Annotated in this window: 27 protein-coding genes, 1 pseudogene and 1 riboswitch; of the genes and pseudogenes, 18 read left to right on the top strand and 10 right to left on the bottom strand. The window is 58.0% G+C overall.

Annotated elements, in window-relative coordinates:
* The first annotated feature begins 51 nt into the window (after positions 1–51).
* A riboswitch (cobalamin riboswitch) is annotated at positions 52–268 on the top strand.
* Positions 269–363: 95 nt separating this feature from the next.
* The 11 genes from HMPREF1487_RS17660 (at position 364) to HMPREF1487_RS17605 (ending at position 9,070) form a co-directional block, all read left to right on the top strand.
* The gene (locus tag HMPREF1487_RS17660; protein WP_010798051.1) at positions 364–549 is read left to right on the top strand and encodes a CbtB domain-containing protein; all 186 of its coding nucleotides are present in this window, start codon (positions 364–366) and stop codon (positions 547–549) included.
* Positions 550–558: 9 nt separating this feature from the next.
* Positions 559–1,245, top strand: a complete 687-nt coding sequence (locus HMPREF1487_RS17655; RefSeq protein WP_010798050.1) for a CbtA family protein — start codon at positions 559–561, stop codon at positions 1,243–1,245.
* Positions 1,245–2,273 (top strand): sirohydrochlorin chelatase, encoded by a 1,029-nt coding sequence (locus HMPREF1487_RS17650; RefSeq protein ID WP_010798049.1) that lies wholly within the window; start codon positions 1,245–1,247, stop codon positions 2,271–2,273. Before HMPREF1487_RS17655 ends, HMPREF1487_RS17650 begins: the two co-directional genes overlap by 1 nt.
* Positions 2,274–2,277: 4 nt before the next feature.
* Positions 2,278–2,919 (top strand): precorrin-8X methylmutase, encoded by a 642-nt coding sequence (locus tag HMPREF1487_RS17645; protein ID WP_010798048.1) that lies wholly within the window; start codon positions 2,278–2,280, stop codon positions 2,917–2,919.
* On the top strand, positions 2,916–4,178 hold the full coding sequence (locus HMPREF1487_RS17640; RefSeq protein WP_010798047.1) for a bifunctional cobalt-precorrin-7 (C(5))-methyltransferase/cobalt-precorrin-6B (C(15))-methyltransferase: 1,263 nt from the start codon (positions 2,916–2,918) through the stop codon (positions 4,176–4,178). The genes HMPREF1487_RS17645 and HMPREF1487_RS17640 overlap by 4 nt, the downstream gene beginning before the upstream one ends.
* On the top strand, positions 4,175–4,873 hold the full coding sequence (cobI, locus tag HMPREF1487_RS17635) for a precorrin-2 C(20)-methyltransferase (RefSeq protein WP_010798046.1): 699 nt from the start codon (positions 4,175–4,177) through the stop codon (positions 4,871–4,873). The genes HMPREF1487_RS17640 and cobI overlap by 4 nt, the downstream gene beginning before the upstream one ends.
* The gene (locus HMPREF1487_RS28410; RefSeq protein WP_010798045.1) at positions 4,867–5,631 is read left to right on the top strand and encodes a cobalamin biosynthesis protein; all 765 of its coding nucleotides are present in this window, start codon (positions 4,867–4,869) and stop codon (positions 5,629–5,631) included. The genes cobI and HMPREF1487_RS28410 overlap by 7 nt, the downstream gene beginning before the upstream one ends.
* On the top strand, positions 5,628–6,392 hold the full coding sequence (cobJ, locus tag HMPREF1487_RS17620; protein ID WP_010798044.1) for a precorrin-3B C(17)-methyltransferase: 765 nt from the start codon (positions 5,628–5,630) through the stop codon (positions 6,390–6,392). The genes HMPREF1487_RS28410 and cobJ overlap by 4 nt, the downstream gene beginning before the upstream one ends.
* Positions 6,389–7,177 carry a precorrin-4 C(11)-methyltransferase gene (gene cobM / locus HMPREF1487_RS17615; protein ID WP_010798043.1) on the top strand — a complete coding sequence of 263 codons (789 nt, stop codon included), beginning with the start codon at positions 6,389–6,391 and terminating at the stop codon, positions 7,175–7,177. The genes cobJ and cobM overlap by 4 nt, the downstream gene beginning before the upstream one ends.
* Positions 7,178–7,256: 79 nt before the next feature.
* Entirely contained in the window at positions 7,257–8,348 is a 1,092-nt protein-coding gene (locus HMPREF1487_RS17610) for a cobalt-precorrin-5B (C(1))-methyltransferase (RefSeq protein ID WP_010798042.1), read from the top strand.
* Positions 8,345–9,070 (top strand): cobalt-precorrin-6A reductase, encoded by a 726-nt coding sequence (locus HMPREF1487_RS17605; RefSeq protein ID WP_010798041.1) that lies wholly within the window; start codon positions 8,345–8,347, stop codon positions 9,068–9,070. Before HMPREF1487_RS17610 ends, HMPREF1487_RS17605 begins: the two co-directional genes overlap by 4 nt.
* On the opposite strand, the gene HMPREF1487_RS17600 is transcribed toward HMPREF1487_RS17605, so the two are convergent.
* The 3 genes from HMPREF1487_RS17600 to HMPREF1487_RS17590 all read right to left on the bottom strand — a co-directional run bounded on the left by HMPREF1487_RS17600 (position 9,071) and on the right by HMPREF1487_RS17590 (position 11,426).
* Entirely contained in the window at positions 9,071–9,805 is a 735-nt protein-coding gene (locus HMPREF1487_RS17600) for a segregation and condensation protein A (RefSeq protein WP_167670392.1), read from the bottom strand. It abuts the gene before it with no gap.
* A 119-nt stretch (positions 9,806–9,924) separates the two neighbouring features.
* Positions 9,925–10,557, bottom strand: a complete 633-nt coding sequence (locus tag HMPREF1487_RS17595) for an L-threonylcarbamoyladenylate synthase (RefSeq protein ID WP_010798039.1) — start codon at positions 10,555–10,557, stop codon at positions 9,925–9,927.
* A complete protein-coding gene (locus HMPREF1487_RS17590) occupies positions 10,554–11,426 on the bottom strand; it encodes a PHP domain-containing protein (protein WP_010798038.1) in 873 nt (290 codons plus the stop codon). The genes HMPREF1487_RS17595 and HMPREF1487_RS17590 overlap by 4 nt, the downstream gene beginning before the upstream one ends.
* Positions 11,427–11,488: 62 nt before the next feature.
* Between HMPREF1487_RS17590 and HMPREF1487_RS17585 the strand changes: the two genes are divergently transcribed.
* From HMPREF1487_RS17585 to HMPREF1487_RS17570, 4 genes are all read left to right on the top strand, one after another.
* The gene (locus HMPREF1487_RS17585) at positions 11,489–12,073 is read left to right on the top strand and encodes a septation protein A (protein ID WP_010798037.1); all 585 of its coding nucleotides are present in this window, start codon (positions 11,489–11,491) and stop codon (positions 12,071–12,073) included.
* Between the two features lie 78 nt (positions 12,074–12,151).
* On the top strand, positions 12,152–12,829 hold the full coding sequence (locus HMPREF1487_RS17580; RefSeq protein ID WP_010798036.1) for a response regulator transcription factor: 678 nt from the start codon (positions 12,152–12,154) through the stop codon (positions 12,827–12,829).
* Between the two features lie 130 nt (positions 12,830–12,959).
* Positions 12,960–13,406: a hypothetical protein gene (locus HMPREF1487_RS17575; protein WP_010798035.1), complete on the top strand. Its 447-nt coding sequence runs from the start codon at positions 12,960–12,962 to the stop codon at positions 13,404–13,406.
* Positions 13,407–13,467: 61 nt separating this feature from the next.
* The gene (locus tag HMPREF1487_RS17570) at positions 13,468–14,802 is read left to right on the top strand and encodes a HAMP domain-containing sensor histidine kinase (protein ID WP_037030878.1); all 1,335 of its coding nucleotides are present in this window, start codon (positions 13,468–13,470) and stop codon (positions 14,800–14,802) included.
* Here HMPREF1487_RS17570 and HMPREF1487_RS17565 read toward each other — a convergent pair.
* On the bottom strand, positions 14,783–15,343 hold the full coding sequence (locus tag HMPREF1487_RS17565) for an NAD(P)H nitroreductase (RefSeq protein WP_010798033.1): 561 nt from the start codon (positions 15,341–15,343) through the stop codon (positions 14,783–14,785). The genes HMPREF1487_RS17570 and HMPREF1487_RS17565 overlap by 20 nt on opposite strands.
* A gap of 223 nt (positions 15,344–15,566) precedes the next feature.
* Between HMPREF1487_RS17565 and HMPREF1487_RS17560 the strand changes: the two genes are divergently transcribed.
* Positions 15,567–16,952: an adenylate/guanylate cyclase domain-containing protein gene (locus tag HMPREF1487_RS17560; protein ID WP_010798032.1), complete on the top strand. Its 1,386-nt coding sequence runs from the start codon at positions 15,567–15,569 to the stop codon at positions 16,950–16,952.
* A gap of 32 nt (positions 16,953–16,984) precedes the next feature.
* Here the strand turns inward: HMPREF1487_RS17560 and HMPREF1487_RS17555 are convergent, their stop codons facing one another.
* The 3 genes and pseudogenes from HMPREF1487_RS17555 to HMPREF1487_RS17545 form a co-directional block, all read right to left on the bottom strand.
* A complete protein-coding gene (locus HMPREF1487_RS17555) occupies positions 16,985–17,641 on the bottom strand; it encodes a thiopurine S-methyltransferase (protein ID WP_010798031.1) in 657 nt (218 codons plus the stop codon).
* A gap of 94 nt (positions 17,642–17,735) precedes the next feature.
* Positions 17,736–19,443 (bottom strand): annotated as a pseudogene (locus HMPREF1487_RS17550) (DEAD/DEAH box helicase).
* A 239-nt stretch (positions 19,444–19,682) separates the two neighbouring features.
* Positions 19,683–20,432, bottom strand: coding sequence for a spermidine synthase (locus HMPREF1487_RS17545; RefSeq protein WP_010798029.1), 750 nt, complete (start codon positions 20,430–20,432; stop codon positions 19,683–19,685).
* A gap of 125 nt (positions 20,433–20,557) precedes the next feature.
* On the opposite strand from HMPREF1487_RS17545, the gene HMPREF1487_RS17540 reads away from it, so the two are divergent.
* Positions 20,558–21,904 carry a class II 3-deoxy-7-phosphoheptulonate synthase gene (locus HMPREF1487_RS17540; protein ID WP_010798028.1) on the top strand — a complete coding sequence of 449 codons (1,347 nt, stop codon included), beginning with the start codon at positions 20,558–20,560 and terminating at the stop codon, positions 21,902–21,904.
* Here the strand turns inward: HMPREF1487_RS17540 and HMPREF1487_RS17535 are convergent.
* Together HMPREF1487_RS17535 and HMPREF1487_RS17530 are read right to left on the bottom strand one after the other, a co-directional pair.
* On the bottom strand, positions 21,885–23,114 hold the full coding sequence (locus HMPREF1487_RS17535; RefSeq protein ID WP_010798027.1) for a winged helix-turn-helix domain-containing protein: 1,230 nt from the start codon (positions 23,112–23,114) through the stop codon (positions 21,885–21,887). The two genes, HMPREF1487_RS17540 and HMPREF1487_RS17535, sit on opposite strands and share 20 nt — an antisense overlap.
* A 52-nt stretch (positions 23,115–23,166) precedes the next feature.
* Positions 23,167–23,397: a DUF1127 domain-containing protein gene (locus tag HMPREF1487_RS17530; RefSeq protein WP_010798026.1), complete on the bottom strand. Its 231-nt coding sequence runs from the start codon at positions 23,395–23,397 to the stop codon at positions 23,167–23,169.
* Between the two features lie 99 nt (positions 23,398–23,496).
* On the opposite strand from HMPREF1487_RS17530, the gene HMPREF1487_RS17525 reads away from it, so the two are divergent.
* The gene (locus tag HMPREF1487_RS17525) at positions 23,497–24,357 is read left to right on the top strand and encodes a LysR substrate-binding domain-containing protein (protein WP_010798025.1); all 861 of its coding nucleotides are present in this window, start codon (positions 23,497–23,499) and stop codon (positions 24,355–24,357) included.
* On the opposite strand, the gene HMPREF1487_RS17520 is transcribed toward HMPREF1487_RS17525, so the two are convergent.
* On the bottom strand, positions 24,358–25,104 hold the full coding sequence (locus tag HMPREF1487_RS17520; protein ID WP_010798024.1) for a sulfite exporter TauE/SafE family protein: 747 nt from the start codon (positions 25,102–25,104) through the stop codon (positions 24,358–24,360). It abuts the gene before it with no gap.
* Positions 25,105–25,195: the final 91 nt, after the last annotated feature.

Genomic DNA, 25,195 nt, shown 5'->3' with positions numbered 1-25,195 from the left:
CACTCTGGAGTGTCAATCGATGAAGTTGACGCTTCGCCCGTGTTCGTGGTCTGCTTGCGCCTGATTTCAGGTGTCGCCACGCGGTTCGTGGCGGTGAAACGGGAAGCCGGTTCAAGTCCGGCACTGCCCCCGCAACGGTACGTGAGTGTAGATCGATATCCACTGTGCTCGGCTGTAGAGCATGGGAAGGCCGATCTTGCAGGCGTTGGAGCCCCTTGCTCCACCCCCTTCACAAGTCCGGAGACCGGCCTGATTGACGATTGAGCAACCCGCGGTGGGCGGGCGCAGCTGAATGGCGTGGCGCGCAAGCGACCGCGCCTTCGTGCGTTCCCTCATCCTCGCCACACTCCTAGGAGGGAATCCATGAATAGCCAATCCCTGTCTCATGTGCCTACGGCATCCGGCACCCTGACTCAACGCCTGACTGCCGCCGCCCTGGCGTGCGTGTTGGGAGCAGGCCTGGTCTTTCTAGCCGGCTTCTCACACATCGACGCCATTCATAATGGCGCTCATGACACCCGTCATAGTGAAGGCTTCCCCTGCCATTGAGGCTGTGACATGTACAAACGGATTGCCTTTACCGCCGGCTTTGCCGGACTACTGGCGGCACTGCTCCTGAGCGTGCTGCAGGGTCTTTGGATCACGCCGCTTATCCTGGAAGCCGAAACCTATGAGGTAGCGGGTGAAGCGCACGCGCATGCCGCTGACACGCCTGCTCACCACCATGACGACGAGGCCTGGGCACCTGAAGACGGCTGGCAACGAACGCTTTCGACACTCGGCGGCAACCTGGTCGTTGCGGTTGGATTCAGCCTGATATTGGCAGGCCTGTTTACGCTACGAGCCCCACGCCACGCCTGGCATGGCTTGCTTTGGGGCGCTACCGGCTATCTGACCTTTTGTCTTGCGCCCTCCCTGGGGCTGCCACCGGAACTGCCCGGCACCGCAGCGGCTGAACTGACCGCACGGCAAGGCTGGTGGATCGGCACCGCGGCTGCCACAGCCTGCGCCCTGGCTCTGCTATTTTTCACCCGCCATAGGGTGTTGCGTCTGGCCGCATTGGCCCTTTTGGCACTGCCCCATATAATTGGCGCACCACAACCTGCCGAACAGGCAAGCCTGGCCCCTGAATCCCTGCAGCAACATTTCCAGTTGGCAGCACTTGTTTCCAATGCCGTTTTCTGGATTGTGCTGGGCTGGCTGAGCTCCTGGTTCTACACCCGTGATACAGCTGAGAATACCTGATGACATTAAGTAACAGCGCACCCGCCATTCTCGTCGTGGGGCATGGCACTCGCAGCAGGCCGGGCGTCGAAGAGTTCTTCCGCCTCGCCGAACACCTCAAGAGCCGCTTTCCGGATCGTCTGTGCACCACAGGCTTTCTCGAATTCGCCCGCCCGACCATTGCTGAAGGCCTTAACAAGCTGATCGCAGAAGGTGCTCGCAACATTACCGCCATTCCTGGCATGCTGATGGCCGCCGGCCATGCCAAGAACGACATTCCCAGCGAACTCAACGAGTTCATGGCCGCGAACCCGGAAGTCAAGATCACCTACGGAGTGGAACTGGGCGTCAACGCCAAGATGATGCGCGCTGCACGCGATCGTATCGAGGCGGCCGAAGCGCAGTTTGGCGATGGTTACCGTCGCGATGAAACCCTCCTGGTCGTTGTCGGGCGAGGCGCGTCCGATGCTGACGCCAACTCCAACATCACCAAGATCACGCGCTTCCTGTGGGAAGGCATGGGCTTCGCCTGGGCCGAGACCTGCTATTCAGGCGTAACCAAGCCGCTGGTAGCCGACGCGCTGCCTGTCGTGCATCGCCTGGGCTACCGCAATGTCATCGTATTCCCCTACTTCCTTTTCACAGGACGCCTAATCGATCGCATCTATGCAGACGTAGATGCCTATGCCGAGGCGCATCCTGAGGTACGGGTTGTCAAGGCCGGTTATCTCAACGACCATCCCTTGGTCATCGAGGCGTTGGTGGACAAACTCCATGAAACCGAGGAAGGCACTGGCAACATGAACTGCCAGCTTTGCCATTACCGCGAGCAGATCATCGGCTTCGAAGACCGTGTCGGTGCTCCCCAGTTCGGACACCACCACCATGTGCGCGGTATTGGCACCGATGCCGATCATGACCACCATCATCATCACCATCATGGTCATCACCACCACAATCATGACCATGGCCATAGTCACGATCATGCTCTGTCACCTGCCCAGGCAGCGCCGCTCAAAGCTGTTCAGAAACTGACCCCGGCGGATTGATTGCATGCCCTTCGATTATCAGCGCGACCCGGAGGCCATCGAGCGTCAGTCCTTTGAACAGATCAGGACATTGACCGACCTCAGCCGCTTCGACCCTGACCAGGCGCAGATTGCCATGCGCCTGGTGCACACCTGTGGCGAACCGGAGATTGTGGAAGCGCTGCACTTCAGCCCACATGCCATGGAAGCCGGTCTTGCCGCCGTGGAGGCGCAGGCCTCTATCCTCTGTGATGTCGAAATGGTCAGGCACGGCCTGACCCGACGCCTGTTCGGTGAGCGTCCCTTATGCTTTCTGAATGACGAGCGTGTCCCGGCGCTGGCAAAAGCAACGGGTGAAACGCGCAGCATGGCGGCGCTGTCGCTGTGGGAGCCCTATCTGCCCGGCAGCATTGTAGTCATTGGCAACGCCCCGACAGCCCTGTTCAGACTGCTTGAGCACTTGGAAACGGGTGGCTCCAGGCCCGCCCTTGTCATCGGGATGCCGGTTGGCTTCATTGGTGCAGCAGAATCCAAGGATGCGCTCATGGCTCATGGGCAAGCACTCGGCATCGAATGGATAGCGCTCAGTGGCCGACGGGGCGGCAGCGCGTTGGCCGCCGCTACGCTCAATGCACTGGCACGTGTGCAGCAAGGGATACGCTGGTGAGCGAACGAACCTGGAATGGCCCTACGCTGGAAGTCATCGGCCTTGGGCTCGCAGGCGAAGCCCTTTCGGCCGAAGCGAGGCAGGCACTGGACTCGGCTGAGCTGGTTATTGGTGCACCGCGTCATTTCGAAGCGCTTGAGCAGCAAGGCCTCGATGTTCCTCGCCGGGCCCATTTCCCTAGCCCGTTTTCAGCGCTCTGGTCGCTTCTGGCAGAGCACTCCGGCCAGCGCATCGTCCTGCTTGCCTCTGGCGACCCGCTTTTTTATGGCCTTGGCGGACATCTGCGCAAGCACCTCACCGCTGAGCAGCTTCGCCTTTATCCGGCAGTGTCCAGTATCCAGGCCGCCTTTGCCCGGATCGGCCAACCCTGGCAAGAGGCTGAAGTGGTCAGCCTGCATGGTCGTCCCCTTTCCAGTCTGCGCGCCGCCCTGAAGGTCAACCGCTGGTTTGCAACGCTCACCGATGCCCACAGCCATCCTGCCGCGATCGCAGACGAGCTGGTTGCAGGAGGCTTTGGTGATTCCACCGTTTGGGTAGCAGAAAACCTAGGCACCCATGAGGAACGTGTGTCCGCTCATACGGCCAGCCTTCTCAGTGAGTCGACTGAAGTCTTTTCTCCCTTGAACGTCGTGATCTTCAGGACTCAAGGTGCAGGTGGCGTACTGCCTGAATTCCCGGGCATCACCGACGCCGCGTTCAGCACAGACGGTGACGAGGCCGGCAGAGGTCTGCTGACCAAGCGCGAGGTACGGCTGTGTGTTCTTTCGCTGCTTGAGCCCCGTGCAGGTGATATCGGCTGGGATATTGGTGCAGGGTGTGGTGGCGTAGCGGTGGAATGGGCCCGATGGAACCCCTATGGGCAGGTTCATGCCCTGGAGTATCACGCCGAGCGACTCACCCATCTTGCTACGAACCGTGACCGCTTCGGCGTTATCAAGAACCTGCATATTCATGAAGGCCGTGCGCCTGAGCATATCGCTAAACTGCCATCGCCGACCGTCGTATTTGTAGGCGGTGGCGGCCGTGATCTGGCTGCGATTCTTGAAGCATGCTGGGCTCGACTCCCGTCAGGAGGACGCCTGATTGCCAGTGCCGTCACCGAGGATGCGCGTATGGCTTTGCATGGCTTTTCACAAATTGAGCCTGCCCAGGACGACGAATGGATCCAGTTGGCCGTTTCCAGAGGCGACCGTCTCGCCGGTCAACGCCTCATGCGCCCGCACCTGCCTGTACTTCTTTTCAAGCGAATCAAACCATGACTGGTACACTTTATGGCATCGGTGTCGGCCCCGGCGACCCCGAACTGCTTACCTTCAAGGCTGCCCGCCTGATCCGGCAGTGTCCGGTAGTAGCCTATATTGCCAATCAGCAAGGTGCCTCCCAGGCGCGGGTCATCGCCCAGGAACACCTGATCGATCAGCTGGAGCTGCCTATTTACATGCCGTTCGAGCGTCAGCGCGATGCGGCGCTCTCTGTCTATGATCAAGCTGCTGCCGATATTGCCCACCGGCTTGAGCATGGACAGGACGTGGCGGTTCTATGCGAAGGCGATCCTCTACTGTTCGGCAGCTTCATCTATCTACATGATCGGCTGGGCGAGCGGTTTCCCTGCCAGATTGTGCCGGGCATCAGTTCGATCATGGCCGCCGCCGCTGCAGCGCGTCACCCGCTGACGCGACTCGAACAAAGCCTGCGCATCCTGCCCGCTACTGCCGGCCCGGAGCGGCTGGCCAGCGCCCTGCATGAGCCCGGACCGCTCGTGATCATGAAACCCGGCCGCCAGTATGGTGAAATCCTGCGCTTGCTGCGACGTACCGGACGTGACGCTGATAGCGTTTATGTCGAATACGCCAGCCGTGACACACAGCGGATCATTCGATGCCATGAAGCGATGCCTGATGGAGAACAAGGCCCCTACTTTGCCTTGTTCCTAATCGGGGCACAGCCATGCTGACCATCGTCAGTCTGACGGATGCCGGTGCTGCGCTCGCTCAACGCTTGCAGTTACTGGATCGAAGTGCCGAGTGGCTGCATCGTCCTCAGCCTTTTATCGAAATCGTACAGCAACGCTTCCAGGCCGGACATCGGCTGGCATTGATCTGCGCCAGCGGTATCGCCGTACGCACCCTGGCGCCAGTGTTGCAAGACAAGTACCGCGACCCGCCGGTGCTGGTGTTGGATGAAGCCGGTCGGTTCATCATTCCCCTGCTGTCCGGCCATGAAGGCGGCGCCAACGCCTGGGCGCAGGAATGGTCGGAGCAGCTGCAGGCTCAATGCGTTATCACCAGTGCCCGGCGCTACACCCGTCCTCTCTACATTGCTGGCCTGGGATGCGAGCGAGGCTGCCCGGAATCAGTTCTGCATACACTGATGACAGAAACCCTGGCTGCCCATTCGCTGACCGTAGCCGACATCAATGGTTTCGCCAGCATCGCATTGAAACACGACGAAGTCGGCATGCTGGCATTGGCTGAAACATTAAATGTACCTATTCGGTTTTTTGAGGCCGACACGCTCAACCGGTACGAAAACCAGCTCACTCAACGCTCCGCTATCGTTTTTCGCGAAACGGGCTGCTATGGCGTGGCAGAGGCAGCGGCCCTTGCAATGGCCGAGCAGGTAACGGGCGGTCCGGCCGAGCTGATCATTCCCAAACACAAGAACGCCCGTGCGACCCTTGCTCTTGCACGCGCCTATCAGGATCCTTCATGACTGGACGTTTAGTTATCATCGGTACCGGCCCAGGCGGGCTGGAGCACTTGAGCCCCGCTGCCAGCCGCGCGCTGGAAGGCGCTACAGACCTGGTTGCATACCCGCTCTACGTCGACCTGCTCGGCGAGATCGTGGCCGGCAAGGCACGTCACGATAGCCCGCTGGGTGATGAAATCGGCCGTGCCCGCCGCTCCCTGGAGCTGGCCGCCGAAGGCCGAAGCGTGGCGCTGATTTCCAGCGGAGATGCAGGCATCTATGCCATGGCGACTCTGGTGTTCGAGCTACTGGAGCACGAGGCGCTGCCCGCCTGGCACGAGGTGGAGATTGCCGTAGTGCCCGGCATTTCAGCCCTGCAAGCCTGCGCCAGCCGTGTGGGCGCCCCACTGGCCCACGATTTCTGCACTATCTCGCTTTCAGACTTGCTCACTCCTTGGGAAACCATCGAGACACGCATCCGTGCGGCAGGCCTAGGAGATTTTGTAGTGGCCTTCTACAACCCGGTCTCCCAAAAGCGTACCTGGCAGTTGGCACGTGCCCGTGAGCTGTTACTGGAAAAACGCCCAACAGACACGCCTGTCATTATCGGTCGCAACGTTACCCGGGCAACAGAGCAGATCACTGTCACTACACTAGGCGAACTTGACCCAGCTCAGGTCGATATGCTGACTATTGTGCTGGTGGGCAACAGCGAAACCCGCCGAGTTGGCCAATGGGTATACACGCCCCGCGGCTATGCCAAAAAACTGGGAGCCGATGCATGACGGTTTATTTCATCGGCGCCGGTCCTGGCGACCCTGAGCTGATCACCATCAAAGGCCAGCGACTGATTCACAGCTGCCCGGTCATTCTCTATGCAGGCTCTCTGGTCCCCGAGGCTGTTCTCCAAGGCAACACAGCCGAACAGGTCATCAATACTGCCGAGCTTCATCTGGCGGAAATCATGACGCTGATCGAAGCTGCCCATGCCAAGGGCCAGGATGTAGCACGCGTGCATTCAGGCGACCCGTCACTCTATGGCGCAATTGGCGAACAGATTCGCCGTTTACGTGCGCTGGACATTCCTTTCGAAGTGATACCGGGCGTCACAGCCACGTCTGCGTGCGCTGCCTTGCTCGGTACAGAGCTGACGCTTCCGGATATCTCTCAAACCATTATTCTCACGCGCTATGCAGGCAAGACAGCTATGCCCGAAGGTGAGCAACTGCCGGACCTTGCTCGGCATGGCGCAACCCTTGCCATACACCTGGGAATCAACCGACTGCACAAGATTGTCGAGGACCTGATCCCGCACTATGGCGCCGATTGCCCCGTGGCTGTGGTGCACCGGGCTACGTGGCCGGATCAGGACTGGGTAATGGGTACGCTGGAAGACATCCTGGCTAAGGTTCGGGCCAAAGGCTTCCACCGCACGGCGCTGATTCTTGTCGGGCGTGTGCTGGCACCAGATGATTTTTCCGAATCCTTTCTTTACCGGGAGGACAAGGCTCATGTATATCGTCCGGCATACAAGCGTCGCAAAAAAGCCAGCGAGGAGCCGCCTGCATGAGACCGTTCACCTGCCCGTTCGTCCATTCCAAACCTGACGCACTCATGTCAGTGGTGGGCTGAAGGACGATCCAACGCCCATGCGCGAGGAGTCTCCCGAGCGTAAAGGTCCGCTGCGCAGCGGCTTTACAACAGGCAGCTGCGCCACGGCCACAAGCCTGGCAGCGGCACGGCTGCTCTTGCGTGGCGAAACCTTTGATGCCTTGACCATCGACCTGCCTAAGGGCGGGAAAACCCTTCTGCTTCGCATCGAGCATTGCGAGCGTAGTGCTACGGGTGCTATCGCCTCGATCATCAAGGATGCTGGAGATGACCCGGACGTTACCCATGGCGCACGGATTTTCGCTCAGGTCGAGCTGACAGCCGAACCCGGTATTACCTTTCTAGCAGGTTCTGGCGTTGGCACAGTAACCCGACCAGGTCTGGTACTGGAGGTTGGAGAGCCCGCGATCAACCCGGTACCCCGGCAGATGATGCGCCACCATCTGGAGCGGCTCGCCCTTGAGGCTGGCTACCCTGGCGGATTCCAAGTGACTATCGGCGTTGAAAACGGCGAGGTATTGGCGCAAAAGACCATGAATGCCCGCCTGGGCATCCTGGGAGGGCTATCGATTCTGGGTACCAGCGGCATCGTTCGTCCCTTTTCCTGCGCAGCCTATATCGCCTCAATTCAGCAGGCTATTGATGTTGCCCGCGCCAATGGAGAGTCTCACTTGGCTGCGTGTACCGGCAATGCCAGCGAGGCGGCCATGCGGACCCACTTCGGCCTGCCTGAAATTGCCTTGATCGAGATGGGAGATTTTGTCGGCGCGGTCTTAAAACATACCAAGCGCGCTCCAGTGCCACGATTGTCTCTCTGTGGCGGTTTTGGCAAGATCAGCAAATTGGCAGCCGGACACATGGATCTCCACAGCCGTAGCTCCAGCATAGACCTGCCCTGGCTGGCTGAGCAGGCGGCAGCTCTCGGCGCAGGTGCCTCCCTGCAAGCAGCTATTGCTTCCTGCACTACCAGTCAACAGGCGCTCAAGCTTTCTCATGAGGCCGGTTTCCTCCTGGCTGACCATATCTGCCGACTCGCCCGTAATGTGGCGCTCAGTAAACTGCCCGCTGCCACGGCACTGGACGTTTTTGCCATCGACCGCGCCGGCAATCTGATGGGAAGCGCGTCTTGAAGAAAATTCTGCTGCTGGGCGGCACTCGCGAAGGTCTGCGCCTTGCCTATCAGCTTCCCGCTGATGCCATCTATAGCCTGGCTGGCCTGGGTCAGATACCCGATGACTTACCCTGCCGCTGCCACGTAGGTGGCTTTGGCGGTATCGATGGGCTAGTTCGTTTCATTCATGAACAACGAATTGATTTGCTGCTCGATCTGACCCATCCGTACGCTGAACAGATCAGCCGACATGCTCAGAAAGCCGCTAGACAAACAGGTACTCCATACTGGGTGCTGCATCGTCCGGCCTGGCATCCTTGCGCGGGTGATAACTGGCGGGAATGGCATCACTGGCCCGATCTGACGGCCCAGCTTTATCCCTTTGCCCGCGTCCTGATGGCGCTCGGGCGAGAGCCGCTAACCCATATCGATGAGATACCCCGTCACCAGCGCTGGTGGGTTCGCTGCCTGGTCACTTCGGAGCAGAGTCGTTCCAACGTTACGCTCCTGAACGCACGAGGACCATTCCGGATAGAAGACGAATACACCTTGTTGAAAGATCAAGAGATCGAGGTGATTGTATGCAAGAACAGCGGCAGCAGCGCCACCGAGGCTAAACTGATCGCTGCGCGCGACTTGAAAATCCCTGTCCTGATGCGTACTCGCCCCCCATTACCACAGGCGGACCAGACATTTACTGCAATCGATTCCCTGATGACGGCGCTAGGCCTAGGCCGGTAGTCAGGACTGGGCAATATCTGCATCGGCAACAGGCGCGTCTTCGCCTCGGGCCCGTACATGAATCGCTGCAAAGGGCTCGTTCTGTACCAATTCGATCAGCGATTCCTTTACCAACTCCAAGATAGCCATGAATGTCACCACCACACCTAAACGGCCTTCTTCGACGGTAAACAAGGCAATAAAGGGTACGAACTGCCCCCCCTTGAGGCGTTCGAGCACATCGCTCATGCGCTCACGAGTCGATAAGACTTCCCGTGATACCTGATGGCTCTCGAAGAGATCCGCCCGCCGCATAACCTCACTCATAGCCAGCATCAGCTCGTTCAGACCGACATCCGGCAGGAGCTTGCGCGCCTTGGCGTCAGATGCCGGTAAAGTGGGTACGGTAATGTCACGCCCTACCCGAGGCAAAGTATCTATATCCTCAGCAGCTTTTTTGAAGCGCTCGTACTCCTGCAACCGGCGAATCAATTCAGCTCGAGGGTCTTCCTCTTCCTCTTCCACCTCCGAAGAGCGAGGCAGCAACATGCGCGACTTGATCTCCGCCAGCATGGCTGCCATGACCAGATACTCTGCAGCAAGCTCCAGACGAACCGATTTCATGAGTTCGACATAACCCATGTACTGCCGCGTGATCTCAGCCACTGGAATATCGAGAATATCGATATTCTGTTTGCGGATCAGGTAAAGCAGCAGGTCAAGCGGTCCCTCAAAGGCTTCGAGGAAGACCTCCAGCGCATCTGGCGGGATATACAAGTCCTGTGGCAGCTCGGTAAAAGCCTGCCCGTAAACCAGCGGTACTGCCGCCTCTATGCGTGCCGAAGGCTCGTTCACGTCAGGACTGCCTGGCTCGCTCATGCACGCTCACGCTCAAACGGCTCTGGATCACCAGCACCAACACGTAGAACTTCCGGCTCGCTGTCGGTCAGGCTGACCACCGTAGAGGGCTCAAGTCCCCCCATTCCACCATCAATGATCAGGTCAACGAGATGGTCCAGCTGGTCTCTCATCTCATAAGGGTCGGATAGCGACTCTTTCTCGCCAGGCATGATAAGGCTGACACTCATCAGCGGCTCCCCCAGCTCTTCCAGAAGCGCCTGAGTGATGGGATGTTCGGGCACTCGCACACCAATGGTACGGCGCTTGGGATGCAGCAGAATGCGTGGCACCTCACGGGTGGCGTTGAGAATAAAGGTATAGGGCCCTGGCGTATGCGCCTTGATCAGTCGAAAGGTGCTCGTGTCGACCTTGGCATATAAACCAAGCTCGGAAAGATCGCGGCATACCAGAGTGAAGTTGTGCTTATCGTCCAGCTGGCGAATTCGCCGGATGCGTTCTACGGCATTTTTCTCACCGATCCGACAGCCCAATGCATAAGACGAGTCGGTGGGATAGGCGATCACGCCGCCGCTTTGAATGATATCCACGGCTTGACGGATCAGCCTCGGCTGGGGATTTTGCGGATGTATCTCGATGTACTGGCTCACGTTGGCTCCTGACTGGCTGGGTAGATGGCATGACCGAACCGTGCCCACAGCGGAGGCAGGTCTTCAGGGACCGGGCGGTACATGCCCAGGTCAGACCAGTCACTCGGTGTATGGAAATCACTTCCGGCACTAACCATCAGACCGAACTCACGCGCCAGAATTGCCAACATGCCAACCTGTTCGGCTGGCTGGACCCCATTGACCACTTCCAGGGCATGCCCGCCGGCCATGATGAAGTCACCGATCAGCTTGCGCCGTTTAGTCCGTGTAAAGTCATAAGCCAATGGATGAGCCAGACTGATCCACGCCTTGGCCGCACGCAGGGTTGTGACTGTTTCCTCCAGGGTCGGCCAGTGCTGCTTGACATCACCGATCTTGCCTCCGCCCAGCCATTTGCGGAATGCTTCGCCCCTGTCCTTCACATAGCCTGCCTGCACTAGAAACTCAGCGAAATGAGGGCGGGAAGGCGCATTACGGCTATCACCCAGCGCCTGCTGAATAGCCTGAGCGCCTTCAAGCGCCCCCGGCATGCCCTTGGCAGCCAAACGTCGATCAATTTCTTCGGCCCGCGCCCAACGCCCCGTGTAAAGGGCCTCCAGTGCCTGCTTCAAGTCTGGAGAGTCGCTGTCAAAGCCGTAGCCCAATACATGGATGGTTGCGCCGCCCCAGGTACAGGAGAGCTCAACGCCTGTCAGTAACGTCAATCCCAGCTTATCGGCCGTCTGTCGCGCCTCGGCAAATCCTTCCAGGGTGTCATGATCGGTCAGGGCCAGTAACCGAACGCCCCGCTCATAGGCGCGTGCAACCACCTCGGCCGGGGCCAATGTCCCATCGGAAGCCGTACTGTGGCAGTGCAGATCGACACGCATCCTGGTTCCTCGTCTTGATTCGTCTGTTATTATGCCCGGATGTCTTGGCTCCGGCTGCTTAAATGAAACAACTTATCGATTTCATCCCCCTGCTTCTGTTCTTCATCGTCTTCAAGCTTGAACCTCGAACCGTCGAGTTCGCAGGTCATGCCTTCTCACTGGGCGGCATCTTTAGTGCAACAGCGGTTCTGATCATTGCGTCAGTCATCGTCTATGGCATCCTTTTCATCCAGCAGCGACATCTGGAGAAAGGCCAATGGCTGACGCTGGTGGCCTGTCTGGTGTTTGGTGGCATGACCCTGGCGTTCCACAGCGAAACCTTCCTGAAATGGAAAGCGCCTGTGGTCAACTGGCTGTTTGCCCTGGCCTTCATCGGCAGTCATTTCATTGGTGACAAACCGCTGATCGAGCGGATGCTGGGCCATGCCATGACCCTGCCCCATGTGATCTGGGTACGCCTCAACATTGCCTGGATCATCTTCTTCTTGGTCTGCGGCTTTGCCAATTTGTTCGTTGCCTTTACGTTCGAGAGCATCTGGGTGGACTTCAAGGTGTTTGGCAGCCTGGGCATGACGCTGCTCTTCATGATTGGTCAGGGCATTTACCTGTCCAGGCATTTGCATGACAGCGACTCCAAGAAATCCTAGAACCGCTGAAGTCTTCATACAGCTGCCGGCCTGTCATACGTCGGCAGCCTGCTTCCGGTTTCCGACGAGCCTAACGTAATGAGCCAAATTCTTCTGATCGATGACGATCGTGAGCTTTGCGATCTGCTAAGTGCCTGGTTGCAGCAGGAAGGATTCGAAGTGCGCGCCAGCCACGATGGCGTGACTGCACGCCAGGAACTGGCTGCCCACACCCCTTCTGCAGTAGTACTGGACGTCATGCTGCCTGATGGAAGTGGTCTGGAGCTGCTCAAGCAGCTACGCAGCGACTACCCCGAGCTACCTGTCGTGATGCTGTCCGGCCGTGGCGAACCCCTGGATCGCATCCTGGGCCTGGAGCTGGGCGCGGATGACTATCTGGCCAAACCCTGCGACCCGCGAGAGCTGACTGCGCGCCTGCGCGCCGTTCTACGCCGCAGCCACCCGGCGCAGCCTGCAGCCCGCTTACAGCTGGGTGATCTGTCATTAAGCGTTGCCCGAGGCGTCGCTAACATCGGCGAGCACGAGGTCAACCTGACACTTACCGAGAGCCGCATTCTGGAAGCCCTGCTTCGCCAACCCAGTGACCCTCTGGATAAACAGGCTCTGGCCCAGATTGCCCTGGGACGTAAGCTTACGCTTTACGATCGCAGCCTCGACATGCATGTCAGCAATCTGCGCAAGAAACTGGGTGCCCATGCGGATGGCAGACCCCGCATCATGGCCATTAGAGGCCGCGGCTATTACTACAGTGAATAGCCGGCACGGTATTGACACAATTTACTGACTGCGTATTTACCCAAGCTTTACCTTGATTGACGGCGCCTGACCTTGCCTCCGCTAAAGTGGACTCATCCGGTCGATACCGGCTCTCAAAAAGGAGAACCTTATGCGCAAGATGATTCCCGCCCTGCTGTTCGCTTCCCTGCTGCCTACTTTATCTTTTGCAGCGCCTGCGCCAGCCGATGACATGCCGCCGCCCCCGCCCGGCATGCATATGGACGGTCCCAAGGGACATCGCGACATGATGGGCGGACCGTTCCGGGAACTTGATCTGACGCCTGAGCAGCACCGTACTATCGGTAAGCTGATGGGTCAGGAGATGCACGATCGCCAGGACATCATTCACAAGTACCTGGACAAGTTGCCAGAAAAAGAGCGTCAGGCCATGAAGGATGAGCTCAAGGCCAACCGCGAAAAGACGCAGAAGACCATTCGCGATCAGCTCACGCCTGATCAGCGCAAAAAGTTCGACGAGCTGGCCAAGAAGCAGGAACAGCGCAAAGCGGAATGGGCTGAGTTCCAGCAGTGGAAGAAAGAACACAAATCCAATTGATGCCTAAAACTGCCCAGCCCAGCTGGGCAGTTTTCCATCCAAACCAGGGTTCCACATGGTATTGAGAACATTGTTCTGGCGAATATTCGGTACCTTCTGGCTGGCAATCCTGTCGGCAGTCGGCCTGACCATGCTCCTGGGGCATATTCTCGATCAGGATTCCTGGATCCTTTCCCGCCATCCCGGCCTTCAACAGCTGCCCGCCAAGTGGGTCGAGCGCTACGAGCATGAAGGCGAAGACGCGGCCCAACGATTGCTCGAACACCGCAAGCGCCGCTTTGGCGTCGATATACAGGTACTGGGCGAGAACGGGACGCCACTAGTGCCCGGCACCCTCCCTCCGCATGTCATGGAAATGGAAAAACGCGGCCCCAGAAGACCGCCGCCCTGGCGACGGATTACTACGGAATATACCAGCAGCGAAAGCGGGCGCAGTTACCTGTTCATTTACCATATCCCACTGCCCGAGCTGAACGCCTGGCGGCGCGATTCAGTGCTCTTCCCTATCAGTGTATTGGTCATTGCCTTTGTAGTTCTGACGCTGTTCAGTCTGCTGTTAACGCTGGCGATTACCCGACCCTTGAACCGCCTGCGCAGCGCTGTGCATGATCTGGGACGTACGGCCTATCAGCAGGACAGCCTTGCCAAGCTTTCTCGGCGAAGAGACGAGTTTGGCGTATTGGCGCAGGACTTCAACCGAATGGGCGACCGCCTGCAAAGTCTCATAGTCAGCCAGCGTCAACTGCTTCGAGACGTCTCTCACGAGTTACGCTCGCCTCTTGCCCGACTTCGCATTGCCCTTGCGCTGGCCGAGCGCGCGACCCCTGAAGATCGCGCCGCCATGTGGCCCAGGCTGGAACAGGAATGCAATCGTCTGGAAACGCTGATCGGTGAGATCCTGGCGCTGGCCCGCCTGGACGGCGAATCTGGCGACAGGGCAGACATCCCTCTGAATGCACTCATCGAACACCTGTGCGATGACGCTCAGCTGACCGCACCCGAGCAGCGGATCGAGGTAAATGTACCCGCTACCCTGATGCTGCACGGATGGCCTGACCTGCTCGAACGCGCCATCGATAACCTGATCCGTAATGCACTGCGCTTCAATCCACCTGAAACGCCTCTGGAAATTACAGCCCACCAGACCGGGGGAACACTGACTATCGCAGTGCGTGATCACGGAACAGGGGTGGCGAATGAAGACCTACCACGGTTGGGCGAACCCTTCTATCGTGCGGCCAACCAGACGAGTCAGGGTTACGGCCTGGGCCTGGCCATCGCCCGGCGCGCGGTCGAGCGACATGGGGGAAAGCTCGTGTTCGCCAACCATCCCGAGGGTGGGTTCGTCGCCACACTGGAGCTTCCCGCAAGCCTGATTACACCGGCCAAGTCTTGACGAATTGCTTCGTTTCCAACGCTACCGGCTTGCGCGGAGTAACGTCCGGCGTCCCCAGGTAAATGAAACCGACGATTTCCTCGTGAGCACCAATGCCCAGCCCTTCGCGTACGACAGGATCATGCGTAAGATCACCGGAGCGCCATATAGCGCCTAACCCCATGGCATAAGCCGCCAGTTCCAGAGCATGAGCCGCACACCCTGCTGCCAGGATCTGCTCCTGCGCAGGTACTTTGGGGTGCTCTTGAATGCAGGCCACAGCCACCACCAGCAAAGGCGCACGCATAGGCATGTTGCGCGCCTTGGCCAAGGCTTCGGGCGGGCTCTCTGGGCGTTGAGCCAGAACCGCCCTTGAAAACAACTCGCCCAGCGCCTGGCGCCCTTCCCCCTGAATCGTCAGAAAGCGCCAGGGGCGCAGCTGCTTATGATCGGGCGCCCTTAACGCGGCAGCAAAGAGGGTTTCCAACTGCTCTGCCGTAGGGGCAGGCTCGGTCAAGCGAGCAACGGAAACGCGGTTAAGCAGCACATCGAGTGCATCCATGAACACCTCTTTTCATCAAAACGATCGTTGTTGTACAGACCGGCTGAATTGTGCCATTACTCCATGCCAAACTTCTGCTCATCGGTAACAAGTAAAGACTTTGGACGAGAATAACGACCTCAGATAAGATCGCGCTCGCCAGCGACGCTATTCTGGCACAGCTCTTTGCAAGACTTTTGAGGGTTACTATGGCATCACTTTTTCTTCCAGATGGTTCGACTCTATGAAGTTTCTGACCCATCGACACGCCAACAGCCCATCCGAGTACCTAGGCGAATACTATTCTCGCGCATTGGCCTACCTTGCCCTGGCAGCCACCATTGCCGCAGGCGCCTATGCCCACCACTTCGCATACAACATTTTGTGGCTGGTGCCTTACACGCTGCTGTATCCCCATGTGGCTCAACAGGTCAGCATACGCTTCCGCCGCAACCGCAACCAGGAAACCGACCTGATCCTGCTGTTCATTGATTCGGTGCATGCGGGTATCAGCATTCTGCTGCTGGGCTTTTCGCTGGTACCCAGCTTCATGGTCCTGCTGCTATTGACGTTTACCTCCCTGTTGATGGGAGGGGGCCGCTATGCTGCTATTGCATTGCTGACAGCCTTCAGCGCTCTACTGGCGACCAGTGCGGTCGCGCTGGAGCACATCGAACCGCACACACCGCTTCTGGTTACCTTTGTCAGTATCGTAGGCACCAGTCTGCACCTCTGCATGACAGCGTACTTCATGTATGAACAGCGGCTTCGCCTGCGCCAAGCGCAGGAAGAACTCAAGCTTGAACATGAAAAAGCCGCGAATCTGGCCCACAATCTTTCCAAGTACCTGCCTTCTCAAGTATGGGAGTCGATCTTTACCGGCAAAAAGAACGTCATCCTGGAGACCCAGCGTAAAAAGCTCACCGTGTTCTTTTCCGACATCAAAGGGTTTACGGAGCTGTCCGAAGAACTTGAAGCCGAAGCACTGACGGACATGCTCAACAACTACCTCAACGAGATGTCGAAAATTGCCATCAAGTACGGTGGTACGATCGACAAATTCGTAGGGGACTGCGTCATGGTGTTCTTTGGTGATCCCAATACCCAAGGCGCGAAGAAGGACGCGGTTGCAGCGGTATCCATGGCCATCGCCATGCGCAAGCACATGAAAGTTCTCAGGCAGCAGTGGCGTAGCCAGGGCATTACCAAGCCTCTGGAAATCCGAATGGGCCTCAATACGGGTTACTGCACGGTCGGTAACTTCGGTGCCAGCACACGGATGGACTACACGATCATCGGCCGTGAAGTAAACCTTGCCAGCCGGCTTGAAAGTGCGGCCGATGCCGGGGAAATTCTGATCAGCCATGAGACCTACTCGTTGATCAAGGACGTCATCATGTGCCGGGATAAAAGCCAGATCAGCGTAAAGGGCTTCAGCCGTCCGGTTCAGATCTATCAGGTTGTGGACTTCCGCCGTGATCTGGGCGCTTCACCCAGTTACATGGAGCATGAAGCCCCAGGCTTTTCCATGTACCTGGATACCAATAGCATCCAGAATTATGACAAGGAAAAAGTCATCCAGGCCTTGCAGCAGGCTGCTGAGAAGCTGCGAGATAAAGTCATTCTCTGACTCAGGGGCAGCGCATTGCTGCCCCTCCTTTCCTACCGACTGATTCGGTACACCACCTCATCAAGCCGGATCACCCCCTGCCGGGCGAATTTGGCGTTTTCCGCCAGTACATCATTGCGCTCCAGACAGGTCAGCCCCCAAGCAGAGCCATACAAGGCATGGAGTTCGTGCTCTGACACTGAAAACGGCGGGCCCGCGCGCTGGTCCTGGTCATATTCAAGAGTTACGAGGAGTCCTTTCGCCTTGGCTGGCATAAGCCTGCTTATTTGCTTAACGTAAGAAGGTCTCATGTTTTCCGGCAAGGCAATCAAGGCTGCCCGGTCATAGAAGCCAGCGCATGCCGCCACTTGCTCTGCGCCTACCTTGAAGAAATCACCTTGCACAATTTCATAAGGTCCCGCCTTGTAGAGCACCAGATCACCGCGCTTTTCCTGCATAGGACTCAGCCCCTGCTCGGCAAAGAATGACTCGACCGCCACCTGGGAGAGTTCAATGCCCACGACCTGATAGCCCTGCTCTGCCAGCCAGACCATATCCAGTGTTTTTCCACAAAGCGGAACCAGTACACGCGACCCGGCAGCTACTAGCTCCAGTGACGCCCAGTTTCGTGTGAGATAAGCACTGACTTCAGGCACGTGAAAACCGATCTCGTTGCGCTCCCACTTGGATATCCAGAATGCTGCTTCCACATGACCTCCTTGCTGATAACTAGACAGTAGGCATCCAACACCTGAAAACAAAAAGCCCCGGCACAAGGCCAGGGCTTTTTGCAAATCACACTGCTTAGTCTTCGCGATAACGACGCAGACGCAGCGGCTTGCCACCTACACGCGTATCTTTCAGACGATTCAGCAGCCCTTCGAGTCCTTCTTCCGGCAACTCGATCAGGCTGAAGGATTCACGGATCTGAATACGACCAATCGCCTCGCGTTGAACGCCACCCTCATTAAGGATAGCACCCAGCAGGTTTTTGGCAGCGATGCCATCACGTGCACCAAGGGCTGTACGGCAACGTACGCGACCCTCCGGCAGTGGCGCCATCGGACGACGATCACGTGGCTCGCCACGCTCACTGCGACCACCACTGCTCTGACGCTCGCCACGATCGGAGCGAGGCGCCGGTGTCAGCGGCTGCTCACGGCGAACCGTGTCGATATCCAGCGCACGGCCAGCAGTCAGCTTGGCCAATACCGCAGCGGCCAATGTTGTCGGATCACACTGCAGACGCTCGCACAGCTCGTCACGCAGCGCACCGCGGTTTTCTTCTGCGTCCGCGAGTAGCGCACCCAGACTGTCCGCCAGGCGGGAAATGCGGGCTTCCAGTACCGCTTCGGCATCGGGCAGGCGAATCTCGCCAACCTTCTGACCTGTTACACGCTCGATGACCTGCAGCATGCGACGCTCACGCGGCGTTACTAGCAGCAGCGCACGACCTTCACGACCTGCACGACCTGTACGACCGATACGGTGTACGTAGGACTCTGGGTCATAGGGCATGTCGATGTTCAGTACGTGCGTGATACGAGACACGTCCAGACCCCGCGCGGCAACGTCTGTTGCAACCACGATGTCCAGCGATCCGTCCTTGAGCGACTCGATCACTTTTTCTCGCTGAGCCTGGGGCATGTCGCCGTTCAAGGCACTGACGCGATAGCCTTGACGCTCCAGCATTTCAGCCATGTCCAGCGTGGCTTGCTTGGTACGCACGAAGGCAATCAGGGCATCGAAGTTTTCCACTTCCAGCAGACGCAGCACGGAGGCTGGCTTCTGATCAGCGTGAACCATCAGATGAGCCTGTTCGATACGGGCAACTGTCTGGGTCTTGGCTGCAATGCGGATGTGCTTGGGCTCTTTCAGATGACGCTCGGCGATCGCACGGATCGACGGCGGCAGCGTAGCGGAGAACAGCACGGTCTGACGCGACTCAGGCATTGCTTCGAAAATGAATTCGAGGTCGTCCATGAAGCCCAGCTTGAGCATTTCGTCCGCTTCGTCGAGTACAAGACGTCCAACAGTGGACAGTATCTTGTCATCTCGACGAAGGTGATCACACAGGCGGCCTGGCGTAGCAACCAGAACCTGAGCGCCCAAACGCAGCGTGCGCAGTTGTGGGCCCATGGGCGCGCCACCGTATAAGGCAACGACCTTAACACCCGGCATTTCTGTTGAGTAGGTTTCGCAGGCTGTTGCCACTTGCAGGGCCAGCTCACGGGTTGGCACCAATATCAGGACCTGTGGCTCACGGCGAGCAGGGTCGATACGAGACAGCAACGGAAGCGCAAAAGCGGCTGTCTTGCCAGTACCCGTTTGAGCCTGGCCGATCATGTCGTGGCCAGCCAGAATGACTGGAATCGACTGGGCCTGAATAGGAGAAGGTTCTTCGTAGCCAACGGACTTGATTGCCGCCAGTACGTTAGGATTAAGATCGAGAGCGGCGAAACCGCCGATTTCCTGGGTCATTGTCTTGCCTCTGTACATCGCAAAGACCCAAGACCTAGTGCTGCTAATTTCCGATAGACCGAAGTCACCCAGGCAGACGAGGTGAGGATTTGCGAATGAGTAAATTACGTGGTGTTACATCTGGAATAGTTCGCACTGCAAGGCTATGGCCGGTGCGAACCGGGAAAATGCAGTTCCTGAACGGAAAGGTCTGAAAAGACCGAGGCGTATCATACCGGAAAACTCAGGATTAGCCCAGCCTTTCTCAAAAATGCTTTCAAGGCTAAGCATTTAGCTCGCCGGACGAATCAGATCGACCAGATGGCCCAGTGAGTAACCAGTCTTCTCCTCCATGGCACCGACACGTACCGACAGTCCGCTCCGGTCCAGGGTTTGCTCGAAGCTGGCCGGCACCAAAATAATGACATTACCCTCAGGCACCGGGCACTCCCAATAGTGGTGCCTGAACATGCCACGCAGGAATGCAGATCCCAGGGGCTTGTCGTCGGTACTGCTCCACTGATTGATGATGAGCCAGCCACCAGGATTGAGACGGCTCTGGCAGCCTGTCAGAAACCCCCATGCCAAGTGAGCGGCTGAGGGGCCTACATCCGTATAGAGGTCGACGAAAATCAGATCGGCTGGCTCGCAGCTGTCCAGCAGATCCATCGCATCGCCAATGCGGATATGCAGGCGCGGATCGTCACCAAGACCGAAATACTGTCGAGCCAGCGGCGGTACCGCTTCGCGCAGCTCGATTGCCTCAACATCCTGCAATGGAAGATGATCAAGGCAGGCACGCGTCAGTGTTCCGGCACCCAAGCCCATGAATACCGCCCGCCGTGGTTCAGGATGGCAAAGCGCGCCCATCAGCATGGCCCGGCCATACTCATATTCCAGCCAGCCGGGATTGGCAGTCGATACGCAACTCTGCTCGATTTCGTCTCCAAACTCGAGAAAGCGGTATTCCCCTGCTTCCACGACTCGAATACGACCATGTTCGTCGTGTACTTCCGCCAGTAACCGCTCCTGAGTATCCATGTCGACTCCTTTATACAGAGCACACCATCTTAGGCAGACTGATATAGCACGTCTATCAGCGCCAAAGGCTGTTAATCGGTTAACATGCCTGCCCGATTGGATAATCCGTAAAGCAAGTAGCCATCATGACTCAACCTTGGAGCCCTGACAGCTGGAGAGCACTGCCCATCCAGCAACAACCCGTCTACCCCGATGCCAAGCGTCTAAACGACGTCGAGCGCACCCTGGCCGGCTTTCCACCTCTTGTATTTGCAGGTGAAGCCCGTGAATTGCGTCGCCAGTTTGCCGAAGTTACCCATGGCCGGGCGTTTCTGCTTCAGGGCGGTGATTGCGCGGAGAGCTTTGCGGAGTTCTCTGCCGGCAAGATCCGCGATACGTTCAAGGTGCTGCTACAGATGGCCGTGGTGATGACCTTTGCCGCCGGGTGCCCTGTGGTCAAGGTGGGTCGCATGGCCGGCCAGTTCGCCAAGCCTCGCTCTTCGGGTGAAGAAACCCAGGATGGCGTCACGCTGCCAGCCTATCGCGGCGATATCGTTAATGGCATCACCTTTGATGAAGCCAACCGCGTACCGGATCCTCAGCGTCTGCTGCAGGCCTATCACCAGGCGACGGCAACCCTGAACCTGTTGCGTGCCTTCGCTCAGGGCGGCTTTGCCGACTTGCATCAGGTACATAAATGGAACCTGGACTTCATTGCGAACTCGGCTTTGGCCGAGCGCTACCATCAACTGGCGGACCGCATTGACGAAACTCTCGCCTTCATGCGTGCCTGCGGACTGGAAAGCGCACCGCAGCTTAAGGAAACCAGCTTCTTTACCGCTCACGAAGCCCTGCTGCTCAATTATGAAGAGGCGTTTGTCCGTCGTGACAGCCTGACGGGTGACTGGTATGACTGCTCTGCGCACATGCTCTGGATTGGCGACCGTACCCGTCAGCCCGACGGCGCGCATGTGGAGTTCCTGCGGGGTGTCAATAACCCGATCGGCGTAAAGGTTGGACCGACGACGTCAACGGAAGACCTGATACGCCTCATCGATACGCTGAACCCGAACAACGATCCCGGCCGTCTGAATCTGATTGTACGGATGGGCGCCAACAAGGTGGGTGATCACCTGCCCCGCCTGATTCAGGCTGTACAAAAAGAGGGCCGCCTGGTGCTCTGGAGTTCGGACCCGATGCATGGCAACACGATCAAGGCTTCCAGTGGCTACAAGACGCGTGACTTTGCCAGCGTTCTATCGGAAGTTCGTGAGTTCTTCCAGGTGCATCAAGCCGAAGGCAGTTACGCGGGCGGCATTCATATCGAGATGACCGGCCAGAACGTGACTGAGTGCATTGGGGGTGCGCGACCTATTACCGAGGCCGGCCTGTGCGACCGCTACCATACCCACTGTGACCCACGTCTGAATGCCGACCAGTCTCTGGAACTGGCCTTCATGATTGCGGAAACCCTCAAGCAGGTCCGCCGCTGACCTCAGCCAGTGGTGCCTTGAGCACCGCTGCACTGCCATGCAGACTGATCTCCGCCAGGCCAAGCCAGTTGGCCAACTGGCGGAGATTGGTTGCCAGCGAACGACTAGCCTCCTCGCTCAAACGTCCCTCCTCACCATGCAGGGCATGTACCGCCAGCCGGTCATGGGCGCGCTCAGCCCGCAGGTCTACCCGTGCAACCAGGTGCTCATTGAAGAGAAAAGGCAAGACATAGTAGCCATACACTCGCTTATGAGCAGGCGTATAGAGTTCCAGCCGATACCTGAAATTGAACAATCGCTCCGTACGGGCGCGCTCCCAAATGAGCGAATCAAAAGGTGATAACAGCGCGCTCACGTGTCGCGCGCGCAGGGATTGCTGCGGTTCGCCAAGGCTAAAGGCCGGCTTTTTCCAGCCCTCTACAGTCAGCATCAGCAGCTCGCCGGATTCCACCAATTCTGCGATACGCACCTTGGCATCAGCAGGATCGAGCCGGTAATAGTCTCGTAGGTCCTTTTCGGCCGCCACCCCCATGGCTGCTGCGCTTCGGCGGATCAACTCGCGCTGGGCCTCCGCCTCACTCAGTGGCGGCTTTTCTCGTATGGCCTTCGGAATCACCCTTTCAGGCAGATCGTATAGACGTTCAAAGCCACGCCTGCCTGCCACCGTTACTTCTCCAGCCGCAAATAACCATTCGAGTGCTTTTTTTTCGACGCTCCAGTCCCACCAGGGCCCCGCCTTGCCGACTCGGGTCGTCAGGCTTCCCGCGCCAAGCACGCCTCGTTCCCGTACCGCCTGTAGCACCGCTTCAATCACGGCGCGCTGCTCACGCCCAACCCGTGCCAACTCCCGATAGATGCCTCGCCCCTGAGCGGCCCGCTCCATGCGCCAGCGCATCAGCGGATAATCCTCCATAGGCATCAGGGAGGCTTCATGCCCCCAACACTCGAACAGCTGGTGCGGTTTATCTAATGACCATGCCATCTCATCCAGAAGCTTTCGGGGATAGAACCCAAGCCGGGAAAATAATGGCAGGTAATGTGACCGCACGAGTGCATTGACCGAGTCGATCTGCAGGATGCACAAGCGCTTCATTAACGCTTCGATATGCCGATGCCGTACCTCGCCCCTGGGCTTGAAGCCGTAAAAGCCTTGGGCCGTCAGGGCGAGTCGGCGAGCCTCTTTCAACGACAGGGACAAAGGGACAGACATGATGAATTCCAAGGGCCAGGTACGGACACCCTAGTCAACCCTCTGCCAGACATCAACGCGAAAACGGTCCCTCCCAGAACCATTTGGAACCCTCCCGCTCTGCATCCGCCCGGCTCAAGCCCAGATCCTTCAAGGCGTCATCACTTAACATCGCCAGGGTCTGGCGTTGCCTGGCCTGCTCACGCCAAGCCCTGATGACTCCATGTGTTTTCTGCCAGAACAAGAGAGCCGATATTTTGCGGCGCGCACTATCGAAAGCCTGGATAACCTCATGAGCGTTCATGCTGATACCTCCTCTTCATGTAGTGGCATCATTCTTGGCCCGCGTATAAGATCAATCCAACGAATAGTTCTGATGCCTTGCATTCAGGAGATTGATGCTTTGAGCCTTTTCCCCAGCATTGACAGTGAACTCTTGCGCACCTTTATCGCCATTGCTGACAGCGGTGGCTTCACGCGTGCGGCCGAGGTCGTCAACCGAACCCAATCTGCCGTTAGCATGCAGATGAAACGTCTCGAGGAGGATATCGTTCAACGTCAGCTGTTCGATCGAGAGGGACGCCAGGTTCGCCTCACGGCTGAGGGTCAGGTGCTGCTGGGATACGCTCGCCGTATCATGGCGTTGCACAGTGAAGTGCTGAATACGCTACGCGAGCCCCATATGGTAGGTACCGTTCGCATCGGGACTCCTGATGATTACGTTATGCGCTTTCTGCCCGGTATTCTGTCACGCTTTGCTCAGGCCTATCCGCTTGTGCAAGTCGAAGTTCAGTGCGAGACATCAGCGCAGCTGTTGCAGCGGCATGACCTTGATCTGAGCATCGTGACCTGCGAGCCAGGCCACGAAATCGGTCAGTTCCTTAGAGAAGAACCCGTTCGCTGGATGCAGGCCATTGGCAGCTCCGCTCTTGAGCGAAGCCCGTTGCCTGTAGCGGTCTTCAATCATGGCTGTTTTTGCCGTCTATGGATGTGCAATGCCCTGGAGACAGCGGGCATCGATTACCGGGTTGCCTATAGCAGCCACAGCCTGTCGGCCATCCTGGCCATGACCGGCACCGGCCTTGCCGTAACAGCGCAATTGCACAGCCTGGCTACGCCAGAACTGGAAATCATCAACGAGGAAGAGGCTGGTCTGCCCCGCCTGCCCTCCGCCCGGATCATGCTGGTTCGTAATTCGAACACTGAGTCCCAGGTTACGGAGGCCTTCGCAAACTTCATTGTCGAAGGCTTCCGTCTTGGCTGATCATTTGAGCGCAAGCAATATGGCGCATACCAGAAGAAAACCGCAAAACAGCCCACGCAGCAGACGCTCCGGCAAGGCGTGGGCCATTCTTACACCCCACCCGACGCTGAAGAAACCACCAATTGCCAGTGGCATGCCAATAAGCCAGTCGACCTCATGATGAATCGCATAGGTTGCCAGCGTAATGCTGGTGGCCGGGAGCGCCATGGTTAGCGAGAGCCCCTGCGCTACGACTTGGGACAGGCCGAAGACACTCGTCAACATGGGGGTCGCAATCACCGCGCCGCCTACGCCGAAGAGGCCTCCTACCAGACCGGCAAACACGCCCAACACTGCCAACCAGGCGACTCCAGGTGGATTGGTCACCGTATGGCTCTTCATGCGCAGCTGCCAGAGATTGTAGGCCACAAGAAACAGCAGGAAGACTACAAAGCCTTTTCTCATCAGGTCTGCATCCAGCCCTACCGCCAGCATCGCCCCTGCAATGGCTGACAGGATACCCGCTCCCGAGAGAATACCTGCACGGCGCCAATCGATGCGATTGCGTTGGTTGTACTTGATGATTGACACCAGCACATTAGGAACGACCATGACCAACGCTGTGCCTTGTGCCAACTGCTGATCGAGCCCGAAGAGCAGCCCCAGCACAGGGATCGCAATCAGACCACCCCCAATTCCAAAAAGACCACCCACTACGCCCAGAACACTACCCAGCAGGATATCAAGCACAATCGCCGTTACATCCATACATCATCCTGTCCATCACTGTGCTTTGGGCCAACGAAACACGGCCCACAAAAAAGCCCGGCATCAGCCGGGCTCTTGTGACACTCGCCGA

Source organism: Pseudomonas sp. HPB0071, from assembly GCF_000478505.2.
Classification (GTDB): Bacteria; Pseudomonadota; Gammaproteobacteria; order Pseudomonadales; family Pseudomonadaceae; genus Chryseomonas; species Chryseomonas luteola.
This window is presented reverse-complemented; position numbering and strand designations above follow the sequence as displayed.